Source organism: Variovorax sp. 770b2 (genome assembly GCF_900115685.1).
Taxonomy (GTDB): Bacteria; Pseudomonadota; Gammaproteobacteria; order Burkholderiales; family Burkholderiaceae_C; genus Variovorax.
On sequence record NZ_FOXJ01000002.1, the window covers coordinates 378,522 to 395,716 of the forward strand.

The following is a 17,195-nucleotide window of genomic DNA, read 5'->3' on the forward strand; positions in this document are numbered from 1 at the left end:
CATGGGCAAGCTAGTGCTCGGCTGCATCGCCGACGATTTCACCGGCGCCACCGACCTCGCCAACAACCTCGTGCGCGCCGGCATGCGCGTGGTGCAGGCCATCGGCGTGCCGGCCACGCCGCTCGATGCGGATGTCGATGCGGTGGTGGTCGCGCTCAAGTCGCGCACCATCGCGCCGGCCGAGGCCATCGCGCAGTCGCTGGACGCGCTGCGCTGGCTGCAGGCACAGGGCGCGCGGCAGATCTACTTCAAGTACTGCTCCACGTTCGACAGCACGTTCACCGGCGAGGTCAGAGGCAACATCGGCCCCGTCACCGAGGCGCTGATGGACGCGCTGCAATGCGACTTCACCATTGCCACGCCGGCCTTCCCCGACAACAAGCGCACCGTGTTCAAGGGCTACCTGTTCGCGGGCGACGTGCTGCTCAACGAGAGCGGCATGCAGAACCATCCGCTCACGCCGATGACCGATGCGAATCTCGTGCGCGTGCTGCAGGCGCAGTGCACGCGCAAGGTGGGTCTGATCGATCACACGGTGGTGGCGCGCGGCGATGCGGCCATCTCCGAGCGCATCGCGCAGCTCAAGAGCGAGGGCATCTCGATCGCCATCGTCGATGCGGTGTCGAACGACGACCTGCTGCGCCTCGGCCCGGCGCTCGCGAAGATGCCGCTGGTCACCGCGGGCTCGGGCGTCGCCATCGGGCTGCCCGCGAACTTCGGGCTCTCGCCTTCTTCGCAGGCCAGTGCACTGCCGGCAGCGAGCGGCCTGCGCGCGGTGGTCTCGGGCAGCTGCTCGCTCGCCACCAACCGGCAGGTGCTCGATTTCATCCAGCGCGGCGGTGCGGCGCTGGCGATCGATCCGCTGCGCATCGCGGCGGGTGTCGATGTCGCGGCCGAAGCGCTGGCATGGGCTGCGCCGCTGGTCGGCAAGCAGCCGGTGCTGGTCTATTCGACCGCCGAGGCCGGCGCCGTGAAATCGGTGCAGGGCAGGCTCGGTGTCGAGGAAGCGGGCGCGATGGTCGAGCGCGCCATCGCCGCCATCGCACGCGGCCTGGTCGACCAGGGCGTGCGCCAACTGGTCGTCGCAGGCGGCGAAACCTCGGGCGCCTGCGTGCAGGCGCTGGGCATCGCGCAGATGCAGATCGGCCCGCAGATCGACCCCGGCGTGCCGTGGTGCCACGCGCGCGCCGAGGCCGCCAAAGCCGAGCAGGGTGCGGGCGTGCACATCGCGCTCAAGTCCGGCAACTTCGGCGGCGACGATTTCTTCACCAAGGCCTTTACAGTGCTGGCATGACCGAGAACCAAGCACGCGAAGAAATCTGCCGCGTCGGCCGCAGCCTGTTCGAGCGCGGCTACGTGCACGCGACGGCGGGCAACATCAGCGTGCGACTGGACGATGGCTTCCTCATCACGCCGACCGATGCGTGCCTCGGGTTTCTCGATCCGGTGCGGCTTGCGCGGCTCGACGCGGATGGCAAGCAGGTCGGCGGCGACCGAGCCAGCAAGACCATCGCGCTGCACACGCGCATCTACGCAGCCGCACGCAAGTTCGATGCGCAGACCGCCTGCGTGATCCATACGCACAGCACGCACTGCGTCGCGCTCACGCTGAGCGCGCCGGGCGATGAATTGCTGCCCGCGCTCACGCCGTACTTCGTGATGAAGGTCGGCCATGTGCCGCTCATCCCGTACCACCGCCCCGGCGCGCCAGAAGCGGCCGAGCAGGTGGCGCAAGCCATCGAACGCTTCGGCGCCGCGGGCACGCCCATCCGCGCCGTGATGCTCGAACGCCTCGGTCCCAACGTGTGGCACGAGACGCCGTCCGCCGCCATGGCCGTACTCGAGGAACTCGAGGAAACCGCCAGGCTCCAGATGCTCACAGGCGCCGCAAGGCCCGCGCCGCTGGACGCCGCTCAGATCGATGAACTGCGCACCACCTTCGGTGCGCGCTGGTAGTAGAAACAAGCCATGCCCCAATTCGCAGCCAATCTCTCGATGCTCTATCCGGAGCTTGATTTCCTCGACCGTTTCGACGCCGCCGCCAAAGACGGCTTCAAGGCCGTCGAATACCTCTTCCCCTATGCCTTCGCCAAGGAAGACATCGTCGCGCGCCTGAAGCACAACGGCCTGCAGCAGGTGCTCTTCAACGGCCCGCCCGGCAACTGGGAGGGCGGCGAACGCGGCCTGGCGTGCCTGCCCGGCCGCGACGCCGAGTTTCGCGACGGCATCGCGAAAGCCATCGACTACGCCGTGGCGCTCGACTGCCCGCGCATCCACGTCATGGCCGGCCTCGTGCCGCAAGACTTGCAGCGCGATGCGGTGCAGCCCGTGTACCTGGACAACCTGCGCTGGGCCGCCGAAGAGGCCGCGAAGGCGGGCCGCGACGTGCTGATCGAGCCGATCAACACGCGCGACATTCCCGGCTTCTTCCTCAACCGGCAGGACCACGCGCACGAGATCGTCGAGACCGTCGGCGCGCCCAACCTCAAGGTGCAGATGGACCTGTACCACTGCCAGATCGTCGAAGGCGACGTGGCGATGAAACTGCGCAAGTACCTGCCGACCGGCCGCGTCGGCCACCTGCAGATCGCCGGCGTGCCCGAGCGCCACGAGCCCGACATCGGCGAGCAGAACTACGCCTACCTCTTCGACGTGATCGACGAGATCTCCAGGCAAAGCGGCTGGCAGGGCTGGGTCGGCTGCGAGTACAAGCCCAAGCGCGGCGCGGAGCCCGGCGGCACCTCCGCGGGCCTGGGCTGGCTGCGCGCACTGCAACAGCGCGCATGAAGCTGGAGGCGCTGCGCATTCCGGCGCCGCTGCGCGGCTTCGCGGCGGGCGATGCACGGGTCTTCGACGTCACGCTCGATGGCGACAAGGTCGCTGCCATCGTGCCCAGTGCCTCGCAGACGCAGGCGCGCGGCACGCTGCTGAGCGCGCTGGTCGAGGCGCACGCGCACATCGACAAGAACTACACGGTGCAGGAGGTGGGCGCCGCGCAAGGCAACCTGTTCGCAGCCATCGAACGGATGGAGAAACATCGCGCCGGCTGGACCGGCGAAACGCTGCGCCTGCGCATGGAACGCGCGCTGCACGACGCCTGGCAATCGGGCACGCGCGCGCTGCGCACGCACATCGACTGGGTGCAGCCGGAGCCCCCGGCCGCGCTGGCCGTGTTCGAGGCGTTGCGCGAGGAATGGCGCGGTCGCATCGAACTGCAGTTCGTCTCGCTGACGCCGCTCGACGTGTTCGCGGACCTCGCGGCGGGCGAGCGCATCGCCGGCGAAGTGAAGCGCGCGGGCGGCGTGCTCGGCGCCTTCGTCTATCGCAACGAAGGCATCGTGCACAAGCTGGGCCGCGTGTTCGATCTTGCGCAGCAGCACGGCCTCGGCCTCGACTTCCACGTCGATGAAGGGCTCGATGCCGAAGCCACGGGCCTGCGCAGCATCGCCCAGCTGGTGCGCGCACGCGACTTCAAGCGCAGCGTCGTCTGCGGCCACTGCTGCTCGCTCGCCATGCAGGACGCCGCCGTCGCCAACGAAACGCTCGCGCTCTGCGCCGGCGCCGGAATCCACATCGTCGCGCTGCCGACCACCAACCTCTATCTGCAAGGCGCCTGGGACCGCACCCCCGTGCCGCGCGGCATCACGCGCATCCACGAGGCGGCGGCACGGGGCTTGCGTGCGAGCCTGGCCACGGACAACGTGCAGGACGCCTTCTATCCCTACGGCAGCTACGATCTTCTGGAGACCTTCGGCCTCGGCGTGCAGATGGCGCACCTCGCGCCCGCAGGCGACTGGCTCGATGCGATCACCGTCAGCCCCGCGAAGGCGCTCGGCCTCGCGTGGGACGGCCGCATCGCGCCGGGCTGCCCCGCGGACCTGGTGCTGCTCGCGGCGACCGACGAGCACGAGCTCGTCGGCCCGCGGGGGCGCGAACGCACTGTGATCCGTGCCGGTCGAATTCTGGAGAAAACACAATGAGCATGGGCAAGCCAATGGCCAACTACGCCGCCGCGAAACGCGTCGGCGATTTCGTCTTCATGAGCGGCGTGGTCGCGGTCGATCCGGCCAGGCGCCGCGCGGTCGCGGGCTATGACGACATTCCCGAAGAAGCCCGCACTGCCTTGCAGGGCGTGGGCTACGCCACCGGCCAGATGTCGGTCGATGTGTTCGAGGCGGCCATCGTCGCGCAGAGCTGGTTCGTGCTGGAGCGCATCCGCCAGATCGCCGCCGAGCATGGCGGCACGATGGACGACGTGGTCAAGCTGGTGCAGTACTTTCGCCACCTGCCGCACTACGCGTTCTACAACCGCGTGCGCGGCCTCTTCTATCCGGGCGAGCCGCCGGTGAGCACGGTGGTCGAGGTGTCGCGCTTCCTGCCGGGCGACGAGGTGCTTATCGAAGTCGAAGCCACGATGTACCTTCCGCAACGCGCAGCTACTTGACGCCCGCACCCTTCAGCAGGAAATCCGTCACCTGCTCGATGAGGTAGCGCCGGTCCTTGTCGTCGCCGTCCTGCGCGGTGTTGCGGAAGTACGCGGCCTGCGTGGCGTGGTCCGCGTAGAACTGCGTCACCGCCCAGATGTGGAACAGCACGAGCATCGGGTCGGCCTTGTCCATCAGCCCTTGGTTCATCCAGTTCTGGATCACCGCGGCGGCCTGGTCGGTGCGCGCCTTGCTCGTGTCCATCATGGTGTTGAGCACCGGCGCGCCGCGCATCATCTCCGCGGTGAAGATGCGCGAGCGCAGCGGGTGCTGGAACGAGAACACCATCTTGCGATGGATCAAATCGCTGAGCACCTTGCGCGGGCCGAAGGCTTCGTCGCTGAAGCCGAACACCACGATCCAGTCGGTGAGGATGTCCTGCAGCACCAGCCGGTAGAGCGCCTCCTTGCTGTCGATGTAGTAGTGCAGCTGCGCCTTCGAGAGCCCGGCCTTGTCGGCGATGGCCTGCGTCGATGCGCCGGCCAGCCCTTCGCTCGCGAACACCTCGATGGCGGCCTGGTAGATGACGCCCAGCACCTGCGTGTACTTGCGCGACCGGCCGCGCGTGGCCGGTGCTTCGCTGTCAGCTTCCTCGACGCTCACAGCTGCAGCACCAGTTCCAGGCCCTTGGCGCGTGAGCAGCACAGCGCCACCTTGCTGCGCCGCTCGGTGCCCGTGAGGCAGAAGTCGCGGTGCTCGGCGCCCTCGCCATCGCCCTCGACCACGCAGGTGCCGCACAGGCCCTGCTGGCACGACACGGGAATGTCGATGCCCACTTCATGCAATGCATCGACGGCGGTCTGGTCGGCCGCCACCGGCACCGTGATGCCGCGCTGCGCGAGCTTCAGCGTGAAGGGCAGGCCGGTGGTGGTGTTGGCATCGGTGGGCGCTGCGAAGTACTCGGTGTGCAGCGCGTCTTCGGGCCAATCGGTCTTTGCAGCCGCGTCGCGCACCGCCTTCATGAAGCCGCCGGGGCCGCAGACGTAGAGGTGCGTGTCCGGCGCGCGATCGGCCAGCAGCGCCTGCAGGTCGATGCGTTGCGATGCATCGCCCTGGTCCAGATGCAGGCGCAGGTGCGGCGCGAGCGCGGGGTCTCGCAGCGCACCGGCAAACGCCAGGTGCGCTTCGCTGCGCGCGAACACGCACAGCGTGAACGACGCGCCGCGCGCCGCCAGTGCCTGCGCCATCGCAAGCAGCGGCGTCATGCCGATGCCGCCGGCCATCAGCAGATGGTGCGCGGCCTCTTCGCGCAGCGGAAAGGTGTTGCGCGGCGTGCTGATCGCGATCAGGTCGCCCTCGCGCACGCGCTCGTGCATCGAGGCCGATCCGCCGCGGCTCGCCACCTCGCGCTTCACGCCGATGACATACGACGGCGCATTCGACGGCGTGTTCGACGGCGTGTTCGACGGCGCACCCGGCCATCGTGCCAGCGAGTACTGCCGCGAGAACCCGCCCGGCATGTGCACATCGATGTGCGCCCCGGCCTCGTACACCGGCAGCGCGCGGCCCCACGGATGCGAGAGCTCGAAGGCCAGGATCTCCGGCGTCTCGCGCGAGATGCGTTCGACGCGGACGGTCAGCGTGCGTTCGAGGCTCATGGTTGTTGTCTCCCTGCTTAGATGTTCTGCAGCTTGCGCGAAACGCGCTCGATGAAATGCGTGCGGTCGCGCGCGGTGACGGCGTTCATGTCGTGCAGCTGCAGCCACGTCACCTTGCAGCGCCACGCGAACAGCGCCCGCAGTGCGCGCGTGAACAGGCGCCGCCCCGGGTCGCCGATCATCAGCACGAACCAGCGGGGCGACCCGCCCGTGGTCACCACCGTCAGCCGCCGGATGTGACGCATGCCCGACTTGGCGAGCTGGCCCTTGCGCTCCGCAGGCAGGAAGGCCACGCCCGGCAGCCACACCCGCTCCAGCCAGCCCTTGAGCATCGAGGGCGGTCCATGGAACCAGGTGGGGTAGACGAACACGAGGTGCTCGGCCCACAGCAGCGCTTCGACATGCGGTTTCACGCGTTCGCGGATGAGGTCGGGGTTGTCCAGGTAAGCGATGCGCTCTTCGCAGGTGAGCGTCGGGTCGAACCCCTCGGCGTACAGGTCGATGGCCCGCACGGCATGGCGGGGTTCGAGCGCTTCGAGAGCGGTGCGATAGAGCGCGTGATTGAAGCTGTCAGGGTTCGGATGGCAGTGGACGACTAGCGTTTTCATGAGAAGGGCCGCATCGCCTATCGGCGAGACAGGGTCAGAGCCCAAGGAACAAAAGGCCGCGCGGTGCCTTATGGCAACCCAGGCGCCGGCATCTGACCCCGGCGCAAGCCCCGCGCGGCCCACGGGAAAAACAATGATGAAGCGGGACGGCTTATTTGCCGGTGAGCTTCTTGCGAACGTCGACACCGACGCCCTTGTTCACGAACTGCGTGGTCACGACCTTGGAGAGATCGACCTCGCCCGTCTTGTAGAGACCGGCCTTGACCATCTTGTCGTAGAAGTCCTTCACGCGGGCTTTGTCCATCGCGCCGATGCCCTTGGCGAGCGACTCGCCGCTGTCCACGATGCCCATCTTCTTCATCAGCTCGATGGAGCCCTGCGATGCCGCCACGGGCGAGTCGGGGTTGATCTTGGCGATCATCTCGTTGGCGGCCTTGTTGTCGCCGTAGAGGTAGTTGTTCCACCCGATGATCGAGGCCTCGACGAACTTGCGCACCGTCTCGGGCTTGTTCTTGATGAGGTCGGCGCGCGTCTCGACGGTGGTCGAGTAGGTCGAGAAGCCGTTGTCCGCCAGGAGCTGCACCACCGGATCGAATCCGGCCTGCGCCTTGATCGACAGCGGCTCGGAGATCGCGTAGCCCTGCTGGATCGACTTCTTGTCCGCCAGGAACGGGCCGACGTTGAAGGTGTAGGGCTTGAGCTGCGAATCCTTGAAGCCGTGCTCGGACTTCATCCACTGCCAGAAGCTGAACTGGCCATCCTTGCCGATGAAGGCCACGGGCGCCTTGGTCATGTCCTTGAAGGTGTCGAAGCCCTGGCCCGGGTGCGCGAACATGGCCTGCGGGTCCTTCTGGAAGAAGGCCGCGACCACCACGGTGGGCACGCCGTTCTTCACGTTGTCGAAGGACTGCAGCAGGTTGCCGGTCATGAGGAAGTCGACCTTGCCGGCCGGCAGCATCGGCCGGTTGTTGACCATCGGGCCGCCCTGCTGGATGTCCACGTCCAGGCCGTACTTCTTGTAGGTGCCGTCCACCAGCGCCTGGTAGAAGCCGCCGTGGCCGGCCTGCGCTTTCCAGTTGGTGGCGAACACCACTTTTTCCTGCGCCTGCACGGCGAAGGCGGCGCCAGCGAGCGCCAGGCCCATGGCAAGGTTGCCGAGCGGTCGGACGTTGAAAGCGGGGATGCGCATGGGGACGTGCTCCTGTGGAGGTTTTGAAAGTACGGGATGCGGAGACTAAATCTTTTTCTCAGCGTTCGACGGCCATGTCCGGATGCCATCCGCGCGTTTTTCCGGGGTTCATCAAACCCATCGGGTCGCTGCGCTTCTTGAATTCGATCTGCTGCGTGTCGATGGTCTTCATGCCGCCGTCCTCGATGGTGACCACGTGCGGATTGAAGATCTGGCAGCCGCCCTGCGATTCGATCTCGCGGATCACCTCGTACTGGTGCGCCTCGCCCTTCCAGCGCACGAGCAGGATGCCGAAGGTGCCGCACTCGCCGCCCGCGCGCGCGAAGTCCTGGTGCTGCAGCACGTCGTCGCCGAAGATCTTCAAGTGGCGCTCGACCACCGAGGGATCGAAAGGCTGCGAATAGGCGACCTGCAGGTAGGTCCAGCCGCGGTCGGCCTTCAGCGCCTGCAGCGTCGTGTGGTTGAAGGCGCACTCGTAGGCGGGCGGCAGGCCGTCGGCGAGCAGTTCGGCCTCGGTGCCGGCGACGGAGATCGTGCCGCCGTGCGCATCGGCCAGCGCGCGGAACTCGGCCATCGACTCGGGCGAGACCATGGTGAACACCGCATGCCGGTCGGTCGGAAAGCGGTCGCGCATCGCCGTGTAGTACGGCGAGAAGCGGGCCTCCACCGTGGAGAGCAAAAAGATATCGAGCGTTGGCGCCTGCGCGGCGATGCCGAAGTCGAGCGCCCCCCGATATGTCTCGAAGAGCACCGTGCAGTGCACCCATTCGACGGCCGGGCTCAATGCCACTTCCACGTCGAGGATCACGCCGTTGGTGCCGTAGGCGTGGTGCACCTGCTGGATCTCGTCGCCCTGCAGTTCGATGACGCGCGGCGCGCGTTCCACCGTCATCACGCGCGCGCGCAGCAGGTTGCCGGGGTCGCGCAGGATGCCGTGGCGAAACGACCCGATGCCGCCGAACCCGCCCGCGATGAAGCCGCCGATGCTGGCCACGTGCCAGGTCGAGGGCCACATGCGCAGCGCCTGCCCGGTCTCGCGCGCGGCGAGGTCGATGTCGTGCATGCGCGCGCCGGCCTCCACGCGCATGCGGCCGTCCTGGATGTCGAGCACGCGGCACATCAGCGTCACGTCCAGCACGATGCCGCCTTCGAGCGGCACGCATTGGCCGTAGTTGCCGGTGCCGCCCGCGCGCACGGTGAGGGGCAGCTTCCACTTCGCGGCCACGGCCGCGGCTTGGCGCACGTCGTCCTCGGTGCTGACCTTGACCACGAGGTCGGCCACGCAGCCCGCGAGCTGCGCGGTGAGGATGGGGCTGTACCAGTAGAAGTCCTTGGACAGCTGCTTTCTCTGGCTCGGCGCGGTGACGAGGTTGAGGCCGCGCAGGTCTTCGCGCACGGCATCCCAGTCGATGGCGGCGGTGTGCATCGTCCTAGCGTTCACGGCGCATCTCGCTCTCGTGCCAGTGCCCAAGCACCATGCGCGACAACGCGGCGAACACGATGAAGATCACGATGCCGAGCAACGACACCAGGAGCAGCGCCGCGAACATCATCGGGATCTCGGTGCGAAAGCTCGATTCGAGAATGCGCGAGGCCAGACCCGTCTCCTTGCCCGCCGTGCCGGCCGTGAACTCCGCCACCACTGCGCCGATCAGGCTCAGCCCGCCCGCGATCTTCAGCCCCGCCATGAAGTACGGCAGCGCGCTCGGTGCGAGCAGGTAGCGGAAGGTCTGCCAGGGCGAGGCCTTGTAGAGCTGGAACAGGTCGCGCAGGTTGCTGTCGGCGCTCTTCAGGCCGATGACGGTGTTCGACAGGATCGGAAAGAACGCCACGATCCACGCGCACAGCAGCAATGCCGCGGTGGTGCTCGACACGTAGATCAGGATCAGCGGCGCGATCGCGATGATCGGCGTCACCTGCAGGATCACCGCGATCGGGAAGAGGCCGATCTCCACCCACTTGAAAAGCGCGAACGCGATCGCCAGCAGCACGCCGCCGACGATGGCCGCGAGCAATGCGAGCAGCGTGAGCTTCACCGTGAACCACAACGCGCTGGAGAGCGTGTCCCAGTTGTCGAACAGCGTCTTCAGGATGAGCGAGGGCGCGGGCAGGATGTAGTGCGGGATGTTGTTGGCGCGCACCGTCCATTCCCAGACGAGCAGCAGCAGCGCGACGATGGCCGCGGGCACGACGATGCGCAGCAACGATTCGCGCCGGCGCAGCCTGTCTTCATGCGCGCGCAGCGAGGCCTCGGACGGCGCCGTGTCCACGGCCGCGAGGGCGACGGGTTCAGTGATCGATGTCGACGCCATGCAGGGCTCCGTGCAGGGATTGCGAGACAGCAGTGCAATGCGCGTTGTAGCGGCTCGAGGTGCGGAATTCTTCGCCGCGCGGATAAGGCTCGTCGATGCGGATCTCGTCGATCACCCGGCCCGGGCGCGCGGCCATCACCACGATGCGGTTGGACAGATACACCGACTCGTACACGCTGTGCGTGACGAACACCACCGAGAAGCGGTGCTCGCGCCAGATGGCCAGCAGGTCGTTGTTGAGCTTGATGCGCGTCATCTCGTCCAGCGCGGCGAAGGGCTCGTCCATCAGCAGGAGGCGCGGGTGCGTGACCAGCGCGCGCGCGATCGACACGCGCATCTTCATGCCGCCCGAGAGCTCGCGCGGGTACACGTCGGCGAATCGCGAGAGGCCCACCATCTCCAGCACCTGCTGCACGACCGGCGCCGCCGCATCGCGGCCCTGGCCGGCCAGCTTGAGCGGCAGCCACACGTTGTCGAACACCTTGGCCCAGGGCATGAGCGTGGGCTCCTGGAACACGAAGCCCAGGTCGCGGTCGCTCTGTGTCTTTCCGGTGTTGGCGCCGGACCAGTGCATCTCGCCCGAGCTCAGGCGCGTGAGCCCGGCGATGAGCCTGAGCGCCGTGCTCTTGCCGCAGCCCGAGGGGCCGAGAAAGCTGATGAAGTCGTGCTCGCCGATATCCAGCGTCATGCCTTGCAGCGCGAGCGTGCCGTTGGCAAAACGCTTGCTGACGTGGCGCAGGCTGACCAGCGGCGGGGTGGATGGCGTGGTGCTTTCCATGGTGGGGGCGAGCCTAGCGCCAGGCGGGTTCGTTGGCGAGGCGCGACAAGGGGAAGCGGTCCACCTCGTGCAGCAATTCGACGAAGCGCCGGCCCACGTGGTCGAGCACCGCGGCGCCCTTCTCGGCCGTGGCGCGCGTGGCATCGCCGGCCGCGCCCGAGGGGTTGATGTCGTGCATCTGCCAGCCGAGCTTGCCGCTGGGCGTGATCGAGAGGAACTTGTTCTCGGCGGCCAGTTGCTCGGTCATCGAGCTGAAGTTCTGGAACTGGTCGCGCCGCACGTAGTCGGGCGTGAGGTGCAGCATCACCGAGCTTTCGAGGTCGCCCGCATGGATGCCGTGCTTGCCCTCGTGCGCGGTGAACAGGCCCTCGGGCAGGCCCAGCGTGTACCAGTTGGCGGCGACGACCATCATGTCGTGTTCCTCGCGCAGGTCACGTGCCACGATGTCCATCACGCTCATCTGGCCGCCGTGGCTGTTGTAGAGCACCAGCTTGCGCACGCCGGCCTTCGCGACGCAGGCGCCGATGTCCTTCCACAGCGAGATCAGCGTGTTCGCCGACACGGTCAGCGTGCCCGGGTAGCGCGAATGCTCGTTGCTCTTGCCGTAGGGCACGGTGGGCAGGAACAGCACCGGCAGGTCGTCGGGCAGGTGCGGGAGCGTGGCGCGCACCATGCCGTCGATGGTGGCGGTGTCGGTGGACATCGGCAGGTGCGGGCCGTGCTGCTCGGTGGCGCCCACCGGCAACACGGCGATGAGCCGTTCGCGGTCCAGGCGGGAGAACTCTTCGCTGGTCAGGTCGGACCAGAAGCGGCTGCGCAGGGGGGGCGGATTCATCGGGGTGGTCCTTGTGACGCGACGGCCGGATGATGACTTAAATCATCCATTCGGTCAAAAAAAGTAGCTCAGCAATTACCCGTACGCCTGTACGCCCGCCCGAAATCGCCATCCAAACCAGATCAACTGGTCAATGGCGCGCGGCTACCAGCGCAGCCGCATCCCCACCTGCCCCTGCATGCCGGACTGCTCGCCGTCGTTGCCGATGGCCCGCGTGTACGCGAGCCCGCCGTACACCGCCACCGTCTTGCTCACCTGCCCGACCACGCCCGCGCCGACTTCGAGCGCGCTCGCGTTGCGGCGGTTGCCGACCTGGTCGGTCGGACCGAAGAAGAGCGCGTTGGTGCCGCTGAAGGTGTGCCAGAGGTTGGCCTTGAGGTAGGGCTTCCAGGTGCCGCCCGCGGCGCTGAAGCTGCCCTCCAGCCGCGCGCCCAGGCGCCCCGTGACGGCGTTGTCGCGCTGGAAGCGCACGGTGGAAAGACCATCGTCGAAATCGTCGACCGAGCTGCGCTGCCAGATCAGCTGCACCTGCGGCTGCAGCGAGACGTTGTCGCCGAGCGCGAAGGGATAGCCGGCTTCGAGCGACGCGGTGATGGTCTTGCCGTGCGGCCGGCCGCCGCGCCCGAGCGTGGACTGCGCCTCGGTCTTGAAGCGCGTGGCCATGAGCACGGCGTCGCTGTACCAGCCGCTGGTTGCCACGCGGGTCCAGTACGCGCCGAGGCTGTAGCCCTCCACGCTCAGGCGCCCCGTGGCGGCGTTGGTCGCGCCGCCGGCCACGCCGCTCGTGTCGCCGCTCGCACGCGTGTAGCCGCCGAGCACGCCGATGCGGTGGCGTCCGCCCGAGGCGTCCGTGCCTACGAGAAAGTCATGGCCCAGCTGCAGCCCGTGGATGTTGCCGTCGAACTGCGGATTCGCATCGCCGCGCAGGCGCTGCCGCGTGCTTTCCCCGAACACGCGGCCCCACGAGGCCTGCCGGCCTTCGCCTTGCTCACCTTCCGCGAGCAGCTGCTGGTCGCCTTGCCGGTCGTGAAAGCTGCCCAGCTGCGCGAGCCCGAGCTGGCGCACCACCAGCGGCACGCTGCTGTAGAGCGCCACCTCGGGCCGGTACAGCTTGACCTGCTCGACGACGGGCGCTGACGCGCCCGGCGCGCCCGGCACGCCTGGCGTTTCGGCGATGACTTCGAGCGCCTCGGCGAGAGAGCCCACCACCACGCCGCCGACCAGGTAGCCGTTGTTGCGCAGGTACCAGTTGTCCGGGTTGTTGCCGGCCGCGCCGCCGCGAAAGAGCCGGTAGGTGTACGCGCCGGCCTCGACCGGCTGGGTGAGCGAGAACGCGTGCGTTGCCGTGGTGCCGCCGTTGACCGTCTGCACCACCAGGATGCCGTCGGCCAGCGTCGGCGCGCCCAGGCCGCCGCGGTTGAGCACGCGGATGGCGGTGCCGCCCGAGGCTGCGCCGCCGTCGATCACCAGCCGGTCGGAGGGCGCGTTGTCGCCGGCCAGCACCGTGTTGATCTGCATCAGCGCGCCGTTGCCCAGGTAGTTGCCCCGCACCGTGAAGGCGCCGAAATTCACGCCGTCGTTCGGGCCGGGCAAAAGCGTGCCCTGGTTCGTCACGTTGCCGGCGAACGTGCCGGTGCCCGCGACTGTGGTGCCGGGGAGCACGGCGATGACCGGGCTTGTCAGCGTCGCGGGCAGGTTGAAGCGGCCCGATTCGATGCGTATCCCGTCCGAGAAAGTCGCATCGGTGAGCCACGACCATTCGGCGCCGCGCATCGTCAGATTCTGGAAATTGCGGAAGGCGTTGTCCACCGTGCCGCTGCCTTCCAGAAAGGTGTTCGCGATCGCATTGCCGCCATCGGCGCCGCCGCGGATGACCGAGCCGGTCTGCAATATCAGCGTGCCGTTGCCGAGAGCACCCATGTAGATCGCGTCGCTGTTGCCGGCGCCGCCGTGGCCTTCGATGGTGCCCGCGTTCACCAGCACGTCGTTGCCGTTCTGGCCGCGGTAGCCGTAGCCGTTGGCACTCGAGAGGAGGGCGCCGGCCCGGTTCTCCACGCGCGAGAAGAAGCTCAGGCCCAGCGTGTTGGCATGCACCGCGTCGGCCCCGCCCGAGGGCGAATTGGCGCCCGTGGTGGCGATGGTGCCGGTGTTGACCAAGAGGTTGGCCGCGAGGTTGCCGCCCTGCAGGTAGACGCCCTTGGCCGAGTTGCCGCTGGTCGTGATCGTGCCGTTGTTGACGATCGTGTTGCCCGGCCCCAGCGTGGAGATGCCGTGCGAGCTGCCGCCCGTGGTCGCAATGGAACCGTTGTTGGTGATGAGCGTGCGCGTGCTGCTGTTCGACGTCACCAGGATGCCCGAGGTGCCGCCGCTCGTGGTGCGGATGGCGCCGTTGTTGGTCATCGTGTTGTCGTTGCCCGTGGCGACCATCGCCGCGCGCGCCGAGCCCGAACCGCCCGAGACGGTGAGGGTGCCGTTGTTGGTGATGCTGCTGGCATCGCGCACCAGGAGGGCCTGCGTGGCATTGGTGGTCAGCGTGGCGCCGCTGTCCACGGTGATGGCGACGCCGGTGCTGCCCGGCGCGGCGATCACGCTGGCCGAGCCGGTCGTCGCGCCGCTGCAGACCACGCTCTGGCCGGTGGCGGGCGTCGCGGTGGGGCCGCACGCCGCGTGGGCCGCACTGCCCGTCAGCCCCGCGAGGGCGGCCACGATGCAGGTCAGGGGAAATGCCGGCGTGCGGCGGAAAGATCGGGCGCGCTGCTCCAGACGCATGTCCTTGCTCCTTCTTGTTTTTGCACGGCCGCAGGGGCCGGGAGCGATCGATTATTCAGTGCAATTCACATTTGGGAAACACACGAACTTCCGTACTCACCGGGGCGCGGCCCGGTGTCCGCCCTGTATCGCCCCTCAGCGCCGCACGATGTAGCGCGTGACCACCGGCTGCGTCTCGCCGATGTGGAACGCCAGCCGGCGCTCCCGCAGCGCCATGTCGCTGGCCGTCGCGCGGTTGAAGCGGCGCAGGTGGTCGGTCCACGAGTCGTCCACGATCTGCTCCACGTAGCGGCTGGGCTGCGCGATGTCGTGCAGCAGCTCCCAGCCGATGGCGCCCTGGCTCAGGCGCGCGCGGCGCGTCTGCTGCATGACGATGTGGAAGGCCGCGGCGCGCGCGGGCTCGATGAGGTATTCGACCGTGATCACCACGCGCCCTTCTTCCTGCGGCGCCTCGGCCGGCGGGCCGGCGGTCCAGCCGGCTTCGGCGGGGCTGGTGTCGTCCTCGCCGGTCACGTCGGTCACCCAGCGCAGGGCGATGAGCATCATCAGCGTGCCGCTCACGGCGGCCACCGCCAGGCTCAGGTTCAGCGCCGTGACGGTCGCCACCTGGCCCCAGATGGCCGCCCCGATCGCGCTCGCGCCCATGATGGCCATCTGGTACATCGACATGCCGCGCGCCCGCACCCAGTCGGGCAGCGCGAGCTGCGCCGACACCGAGAGCGAATTGGCCACCGTGATCCACGCCATGCCGCCGAAGAACATCGCCGGCACCGCCACCCACGCGTTGGGCGCGAAGGCCATCACCGCCGTGGCGCCCGACTGCAGCAGCGTGCCGCGCAGCACCAGCTGGTCGCGCCCCATCGCCTGGCGCAGCCGCGGCAGGAACAGCACCGCGACGATCGCGCCCGAGCCCATCGCGGCCAGGAGCAGCGTGAAGGTGCCCGCGTCGCCGCCTTTCAAGTTGCGCGCCAGCAGCGGCAAGAGCGCGAGCAGCGCCGTCGAGTGGAAGAAGAAGATCGAGATGCGCGTGAGCACCGCGCGCATGCGCTGCGACTGCCGCACGAACTGCACGCCCACGCGCATGGCGCTCACGAGCTTTTCGCGGCCCAGCGGATTGGGCGTGTGCTCGCGCCGCCAGCGCAGCACCACGAAGCCCGAGGCCACCGACAGCACCGCGTTGAGCGCGAACACCCAGATGGTCCCCGCGCTCGCGATCAGCATGCCGGCCGTGAGCGGGCCGATGATGCGCGAGGCGTTCATCGCGATGCCGTTCAGGCCCAGTGCCGCGGGCAGCTGCGGGCGCGGCACCAGTTCCGGCACGATGGCCGAGAACACCGGCCAGCGCAGCGCCAAGCCGATGCCGTTGGCGAAGGTGAGCGCGAGCAGGAGCGGCGCGGTCATGAGGTCGAGCGCCAGCGCCGCGCACAGCACGATGGCCGTGCCGGCCAGCCAGAACTGCGTGGCCACCAGCCAGCGCCGGCGATCGAGGATGTCGGCCAGCGCGCCGCTCGGAAGGCCCAGCAGGAACACCGGAAGCGTGGAGGCCGACTGCACCAGCGCGACCCAGATCGGCGAGGTGGTCAGCGAGGTCATCATCCACGCGGCGGCCACATCGTTCATCCACATGCAGATGTTGGCGATGAGCCAGGTGCTCCACAGCATGCGGAACACGGGGAGCTTCAGGGGCTCCAGGGCCGCGAACTTCGAGGGTTGCGGCCGCGTGGGCGGAAGGGGCGTCTCTTCGGTCGTTATGGGTGGCATGTGGCGCTATTGTGGCGCGCGGTTTTTTACTCAGCCGCGGTCGCTGCGTGCCAGGCGGTGCTCGAGCCGTCGCAGCATCGTCGTGAGCACCAGCGTCATCACCCAGTAGATGACCGAGATCGCCAGGTACGGCTCCCAGTAGCGTGCATAGGCGCCGGCCACGGTGCGTGCCGCGTAGGCCAGCTCCGCCAGGCCGATGGCCGAGACCAGCGACGTGTCTTTCAGCAGCGCGATCGCGTTGTTGCCCAGCGGCGGCAGCATGCGGCGGAAGGCCTGCGGCAGCACCACGTAGCGCATCACCTGCGCGGGCGAAAAGCCGATCGAGCGGCCCGCATCGAACTGCCCGCGCGAGATCGACTGGATGCCCGCGCGGAACACTTCGGAGATGTACGCCGCCGAGTTGAGCGTGAGCGCCACCACGCCCGAGATGAGCGCGCCGTGCTCTTGCTTGAGCGTGCGCGCGAGCTCGCCGTCGATGAGGATGCCGGTGGCCGGATGGATGAACACCGGCATCACCGCGAAGTGGATCAAGAGGATCTGCACGAACAGCGGCGTGCCCCGGAAGAAGCTCACGTACACCGTGGCCGGCCAGCGCAAAAAGAAACGCGCGACCCAGGTCCACGGCGCATGGCGCGGCTGCGCCAGGCGCGCGAGCGCGAGACACAGGCCCCAGCTCGAACCCAGCAGCACGCACACCACCGTCATGCGCAGCGTCATCCACGCGCCTTGCCAGAACAGGTCCTTGTATTCGACCAGGATGTCCCAGCGGAACCATCCGAACAAGAGAATGGGTTGTTCCATCACGTTGCCTTCACGTCATCTGTCTGAAAAACAAACGGCCGCTTCGAGGGCGGCCGTGAT

Annotated in this window: 16 protein-coding genes; 5 read left to right on the top strand and 11 right to left on the bottom strand. The window is 68.1% G+C overall.

The window, feature by feature from the left end; translation table 11 throughout:
• The first annotated feature begins 1 nt into the window (after position 1).
• From otnK to BM133_RS17355, 5 genes are read left to right on the top strand one after another with little or no spacing between them, the layout of a single operon-like run.
• On the top strand, positions 2 to 1,294 hold the full coding sequence (gene otnK, locus BM133_RS17335; protein WP_093436137.1) for a 3-oxo-tetronate kinase: 1,293 nt from the start codon (positions 2 to 4) through the stop codon (positions 1,292 to 1,294).
• The gene (locus BM133_RS17340) at positions 1,291 to 1,956 is read left to right on the top strand and encodes a class II aldolase/adducin family protein (RefSeq protein WP_093436140.1); all 666 of its coding nucleotides are present in this window, start codon (positions 1,291 to 1,293) and stop codon (positions 1,954 to 1,956) included. Before otnK ends, BM133_RS17340 begins: the two co-directional genes overlap by 4 nt.
• Before the next feature lie 12 nt (positions 1,957 to 1,968).
• Complete coding sequence (gene otnI, locus BM133_RS17345; RefSeq protein WP_093436142.1) at positions 1,969 to 2,787, top strand: 2-oxo-tetronate isomerase; 819 nt, start codon at positions 1,969 to 1,971, stop codon at positions 2,785 to 2,787.
• Positions 2,784 to 3,980 (top strand): amidohydrolase family protein, encoded by a 1,197-nt coding sequence (locus BM133_RS17350; protein ID WP_093436145.1) that lies wholly within the window; start codon positions 2,784 to 2,786, stop codon positions 3,978 to 3,980. Before otnI ends, BM133_RS17350 begins: the two co-directional genes overlap by 4 nt.
• Positions 3,977 to 4,444 (top strand): RidA family protein, encoded by a 468-nt coding sequence (locus BM133_RS17355; RefSeq protein WP_093436147.1) that lies wholly within the window; start codon positions 3,977 to 3,979, stop codon positions 4,442 to 4,444. Before BM133_RS17350 ends, BM133_RS17355 begins: the two co-directional genes overlap by 4 nt.
• On the opposite strand, the gene BM133_RS17360 is transcribed toward BM133_RS17355, so the two are convergent.
• From BM133_RS17360 to BM133_RS17410, 11 genes are all read right to left on the bottom strand, one after another.
• Positions 4,437 to 5,087: a TetR family transcriptional regulator C-terminal domain-containing protein gene (locus tag BM133_RS17360; RefSeq protein ID WP_093436150.1), complete on the bottom strand. Its 651-nt coding sequence runs from the start codon at positions 5,085 to 5,087 to the stop codon at positions 4,437 to 4,439. The genes BM133_RS17355 and BM133_RS17360 overlap by 8 nt on opposite strands.
• Positions 5,084 to 6,082 (bottom strand): PDR/VanB family oxidoreductase, encoded by a 999-nt coding sequence (locus tag BM133_RS17365; protein WP_093436153.1) that lies wholly within the window; start codon positions 6,080 to 6,082, stop codon positions 5,084 to 5,086. The genes BM133_RS17360 and BM133_RS17365 overlap by 4 nt, the downstream gene beginning before the upstream one ends.
• A 17-nt stretch (positions 6,083 to 6,099) precedes the next feature.
• On the bottom strand, positions 6,100 to 6,690 hold the full coding sequence (locus BM133_RS17370; protein WP_093436155.1) for an NAD(P)H-dependent oxidoreductase: 591 nt from the start codon (positions 6,688 to 6,690) through the stop codon (positions 6,100 to 6,102).
• Positions 6,691 to 6,841: 151 nt separating this feature from the next.
• Entirely contained in the window at positions 6,842 to 7,879 is a 1,038-nt protein-coding gene (locus tag BM133_RS17375; RefSeq protein ID WP_093436158.1) for an ABC transporter substrate-binding protein, read from the bottom strand.
• 58 nt (positions 7,880 to 7,937) lie between these two features.
• Complete coding sequence (locus tag BM133_RS17380) at positions 7,938 to 9,305, bottom strand: FAD-binding oxidoreductase (RefSeq protein WP_093436160.1); 1,368 nt, start codon at positions 9,303 to 9,305, stop codon at positions 7,938 to 7,940.
• 4 nt (positions 9,306 to 9,309) lie between these two features.
• A complete protein-coding gene (locus BM133_RS17385) occupies positions 9,310 to 10,191 on the bottom strand; it encodes an ABC transporter permease (protein ID WP_177224865.1) in 882 nt (293 codons plus the stop codon).
• Complete coding sequence (locus BM133_RS17390) at positions 10,169 to 10,969, bottom strand: ABC transporter ATP-binding protein (protein WP_093436163.1); 801 nt, start codon at positions 10,967 to 10,969, stop codon at positions 10,169 to 10,171. Before BM133_RS17390 ends, BM133_RS17385 begins: the two co-directional genes overlap by 23 nt.
• A 13-nt stretch (positions 10,970 to 10,982) precedes the next feature.
• On the bottom strand, positions 10,983 to 11,804 hold the full coding sequence (locus BM133_RS17395) for a creatininase family protein (RefSeq protein WP_093436165.1): 822 nt from the start codon (positions 11,802 to 11,804) through the stop codon (positions 10,983 to 10,985).
• A 144-nt stretch (positions 11,805 to 11,948) separates the two neighbouring features.
• On the bottom strand, positions 11,949 to 14,573 hold the full coding sequence (locus tag BM133_RS17400) for an autotransporter family protein (protein ID WP_093436167.1): 2,625 nt from the start codon (positions 14,571 to 14,573) through the stop codon (positions 11,949 to 11,951).
• Positions 14,574 to 14,708: 135 nt separating this feature from the next.
• Entirely contained in the window at positions 14,709 to 16,334 is a 1,626-nt protein-coding gene (locus BM133_RS17405) for an MFS transporter (RefSeq protein WP_093436170.1), read from the bottom strand.
• Between the two features lie 30 nt (positions 16,335 to 16,364).
• Positions 16,365 to 17,135, bottom strand: coding sequence for an amino acid ABC transporter permease (locus tag BM133_RS17410; RefSeq protein ID WP_093436173.1), 771 nt, complete (start codon positions 17,133 to 17,135; stop codon positions 16,365 to 16,367).
• Positions 17,136 to 17,195 lie beyond the last annotated feature (60 nt).

Excerpts from the sequence above, each read along its gene's own strand:
- otnK (WP_093436137.1), top strand. The coding sequence starts at position 2 with ATGGGCAAGCTAGTGCTCGGCTGCATCGCCGACGATTTCACCGGCGCC.
- BM133_RS17340 (WP_093436140.1), top strand. The coding sequence starts at position 1,291 with ATGACCGAGAACCAAGCACGCGAAGAAATCTGCCGCGTCGGCCGCAGC.
- otnI (WP_093436142.1), top strand. The coding sequence starts at position 1,969 with ATGCCCCAATTCGCAGCCAATCTCTCGATGCTCTATCCGGAGCTTGAT.
- BM133_RS17350 (WP_093436145.1), top strand. The coding sequence starts at position 2,784 with ATGAAGCTGGAGGCGCTGCGCATTCCGGCGCCGCTGCGCGGCTTCGCG.
- BM133_RS17355 (WP_093436147.1), top strand. The coding sequence starts at position 3,977 with ATGAGCATGGGCAAGCCAATGGCCAACTACGCCGCCGCGAAACGCGTC.
- BM133_RS17365 (WP_093436153.1), bottom strand. The coding sequence starts at position 6,082 with ATGAGCCTCGAACGCACGCTGACCGTCCGCGTCGAACGCATCTCGCGC.
- BM133_RS17370 (WP_093436155.1), bottom strand. The coding sequence starts at position 6,690 with ATGAAAACGCTAGTCGTCCACTGCCATCCGAACCCTGACAGCTTCAAT.
- BM133_RS17375 (WP_093436158.1), bottom strand. The coding sequence starts at position 7,879 with ATGCGCATCCCCGCTTTCAACGTCCGACCGCTCGGCAACCTTGCCATG.
- BM133_RS17380 (WP_093436160.1), bottom strand. The coding sequence starts at position 9,305 with ATGCACACCGCCGCCATCGACTGGGATGCCGTGCGCGAAGACCTGCGC.
- BM133_RS17385 (WP_177224865.1), bottom strand. The coding sequence starts at position 10,191 with ATGGCGTCGACATCGATCACTGAACCCGTCGCCCTCGCGGCCGTGGAC.
- BM133_RS17390 (WP_093436163.1), bottom strand. The coding sequence starts at position 10,969 with ATGGAAAGCACCACGCCATCCACCCCGCCGCTGGTCAGCCTGCGCCAC.
- BM133_RS17395 (WP_093436165.1), bottom strand. The coding sequence starts at position 11,804 with ATGAATCCGCCCCCCCTGCGCAGCCGCTTCTGGTCCGACCTGACCAGC.
- BM133_RS17400 (WP_093436167.1), bottom strand. The coding sequence starts at position 14,573 with ATGCGTCTGGAGCAGCGCGCCCGATCTTTCCGCCGCACGCCGGCATTT.
- BM133_RS17405 (WP_093436170.1), bottom strand. The coding sequence starts at position 16,334 with ATGCCACCCATAACGACCGAAGAGACGCCCCTTCCGCCCACGCGGCCG.
- BM133_RS17410 (WP_093436173.1), bottom strand. The coding sequence starts at position 17,135 with ATGGAACAACCCATTCTCTTGTTCGGATGGTTCCGCTGGGACATCCTG.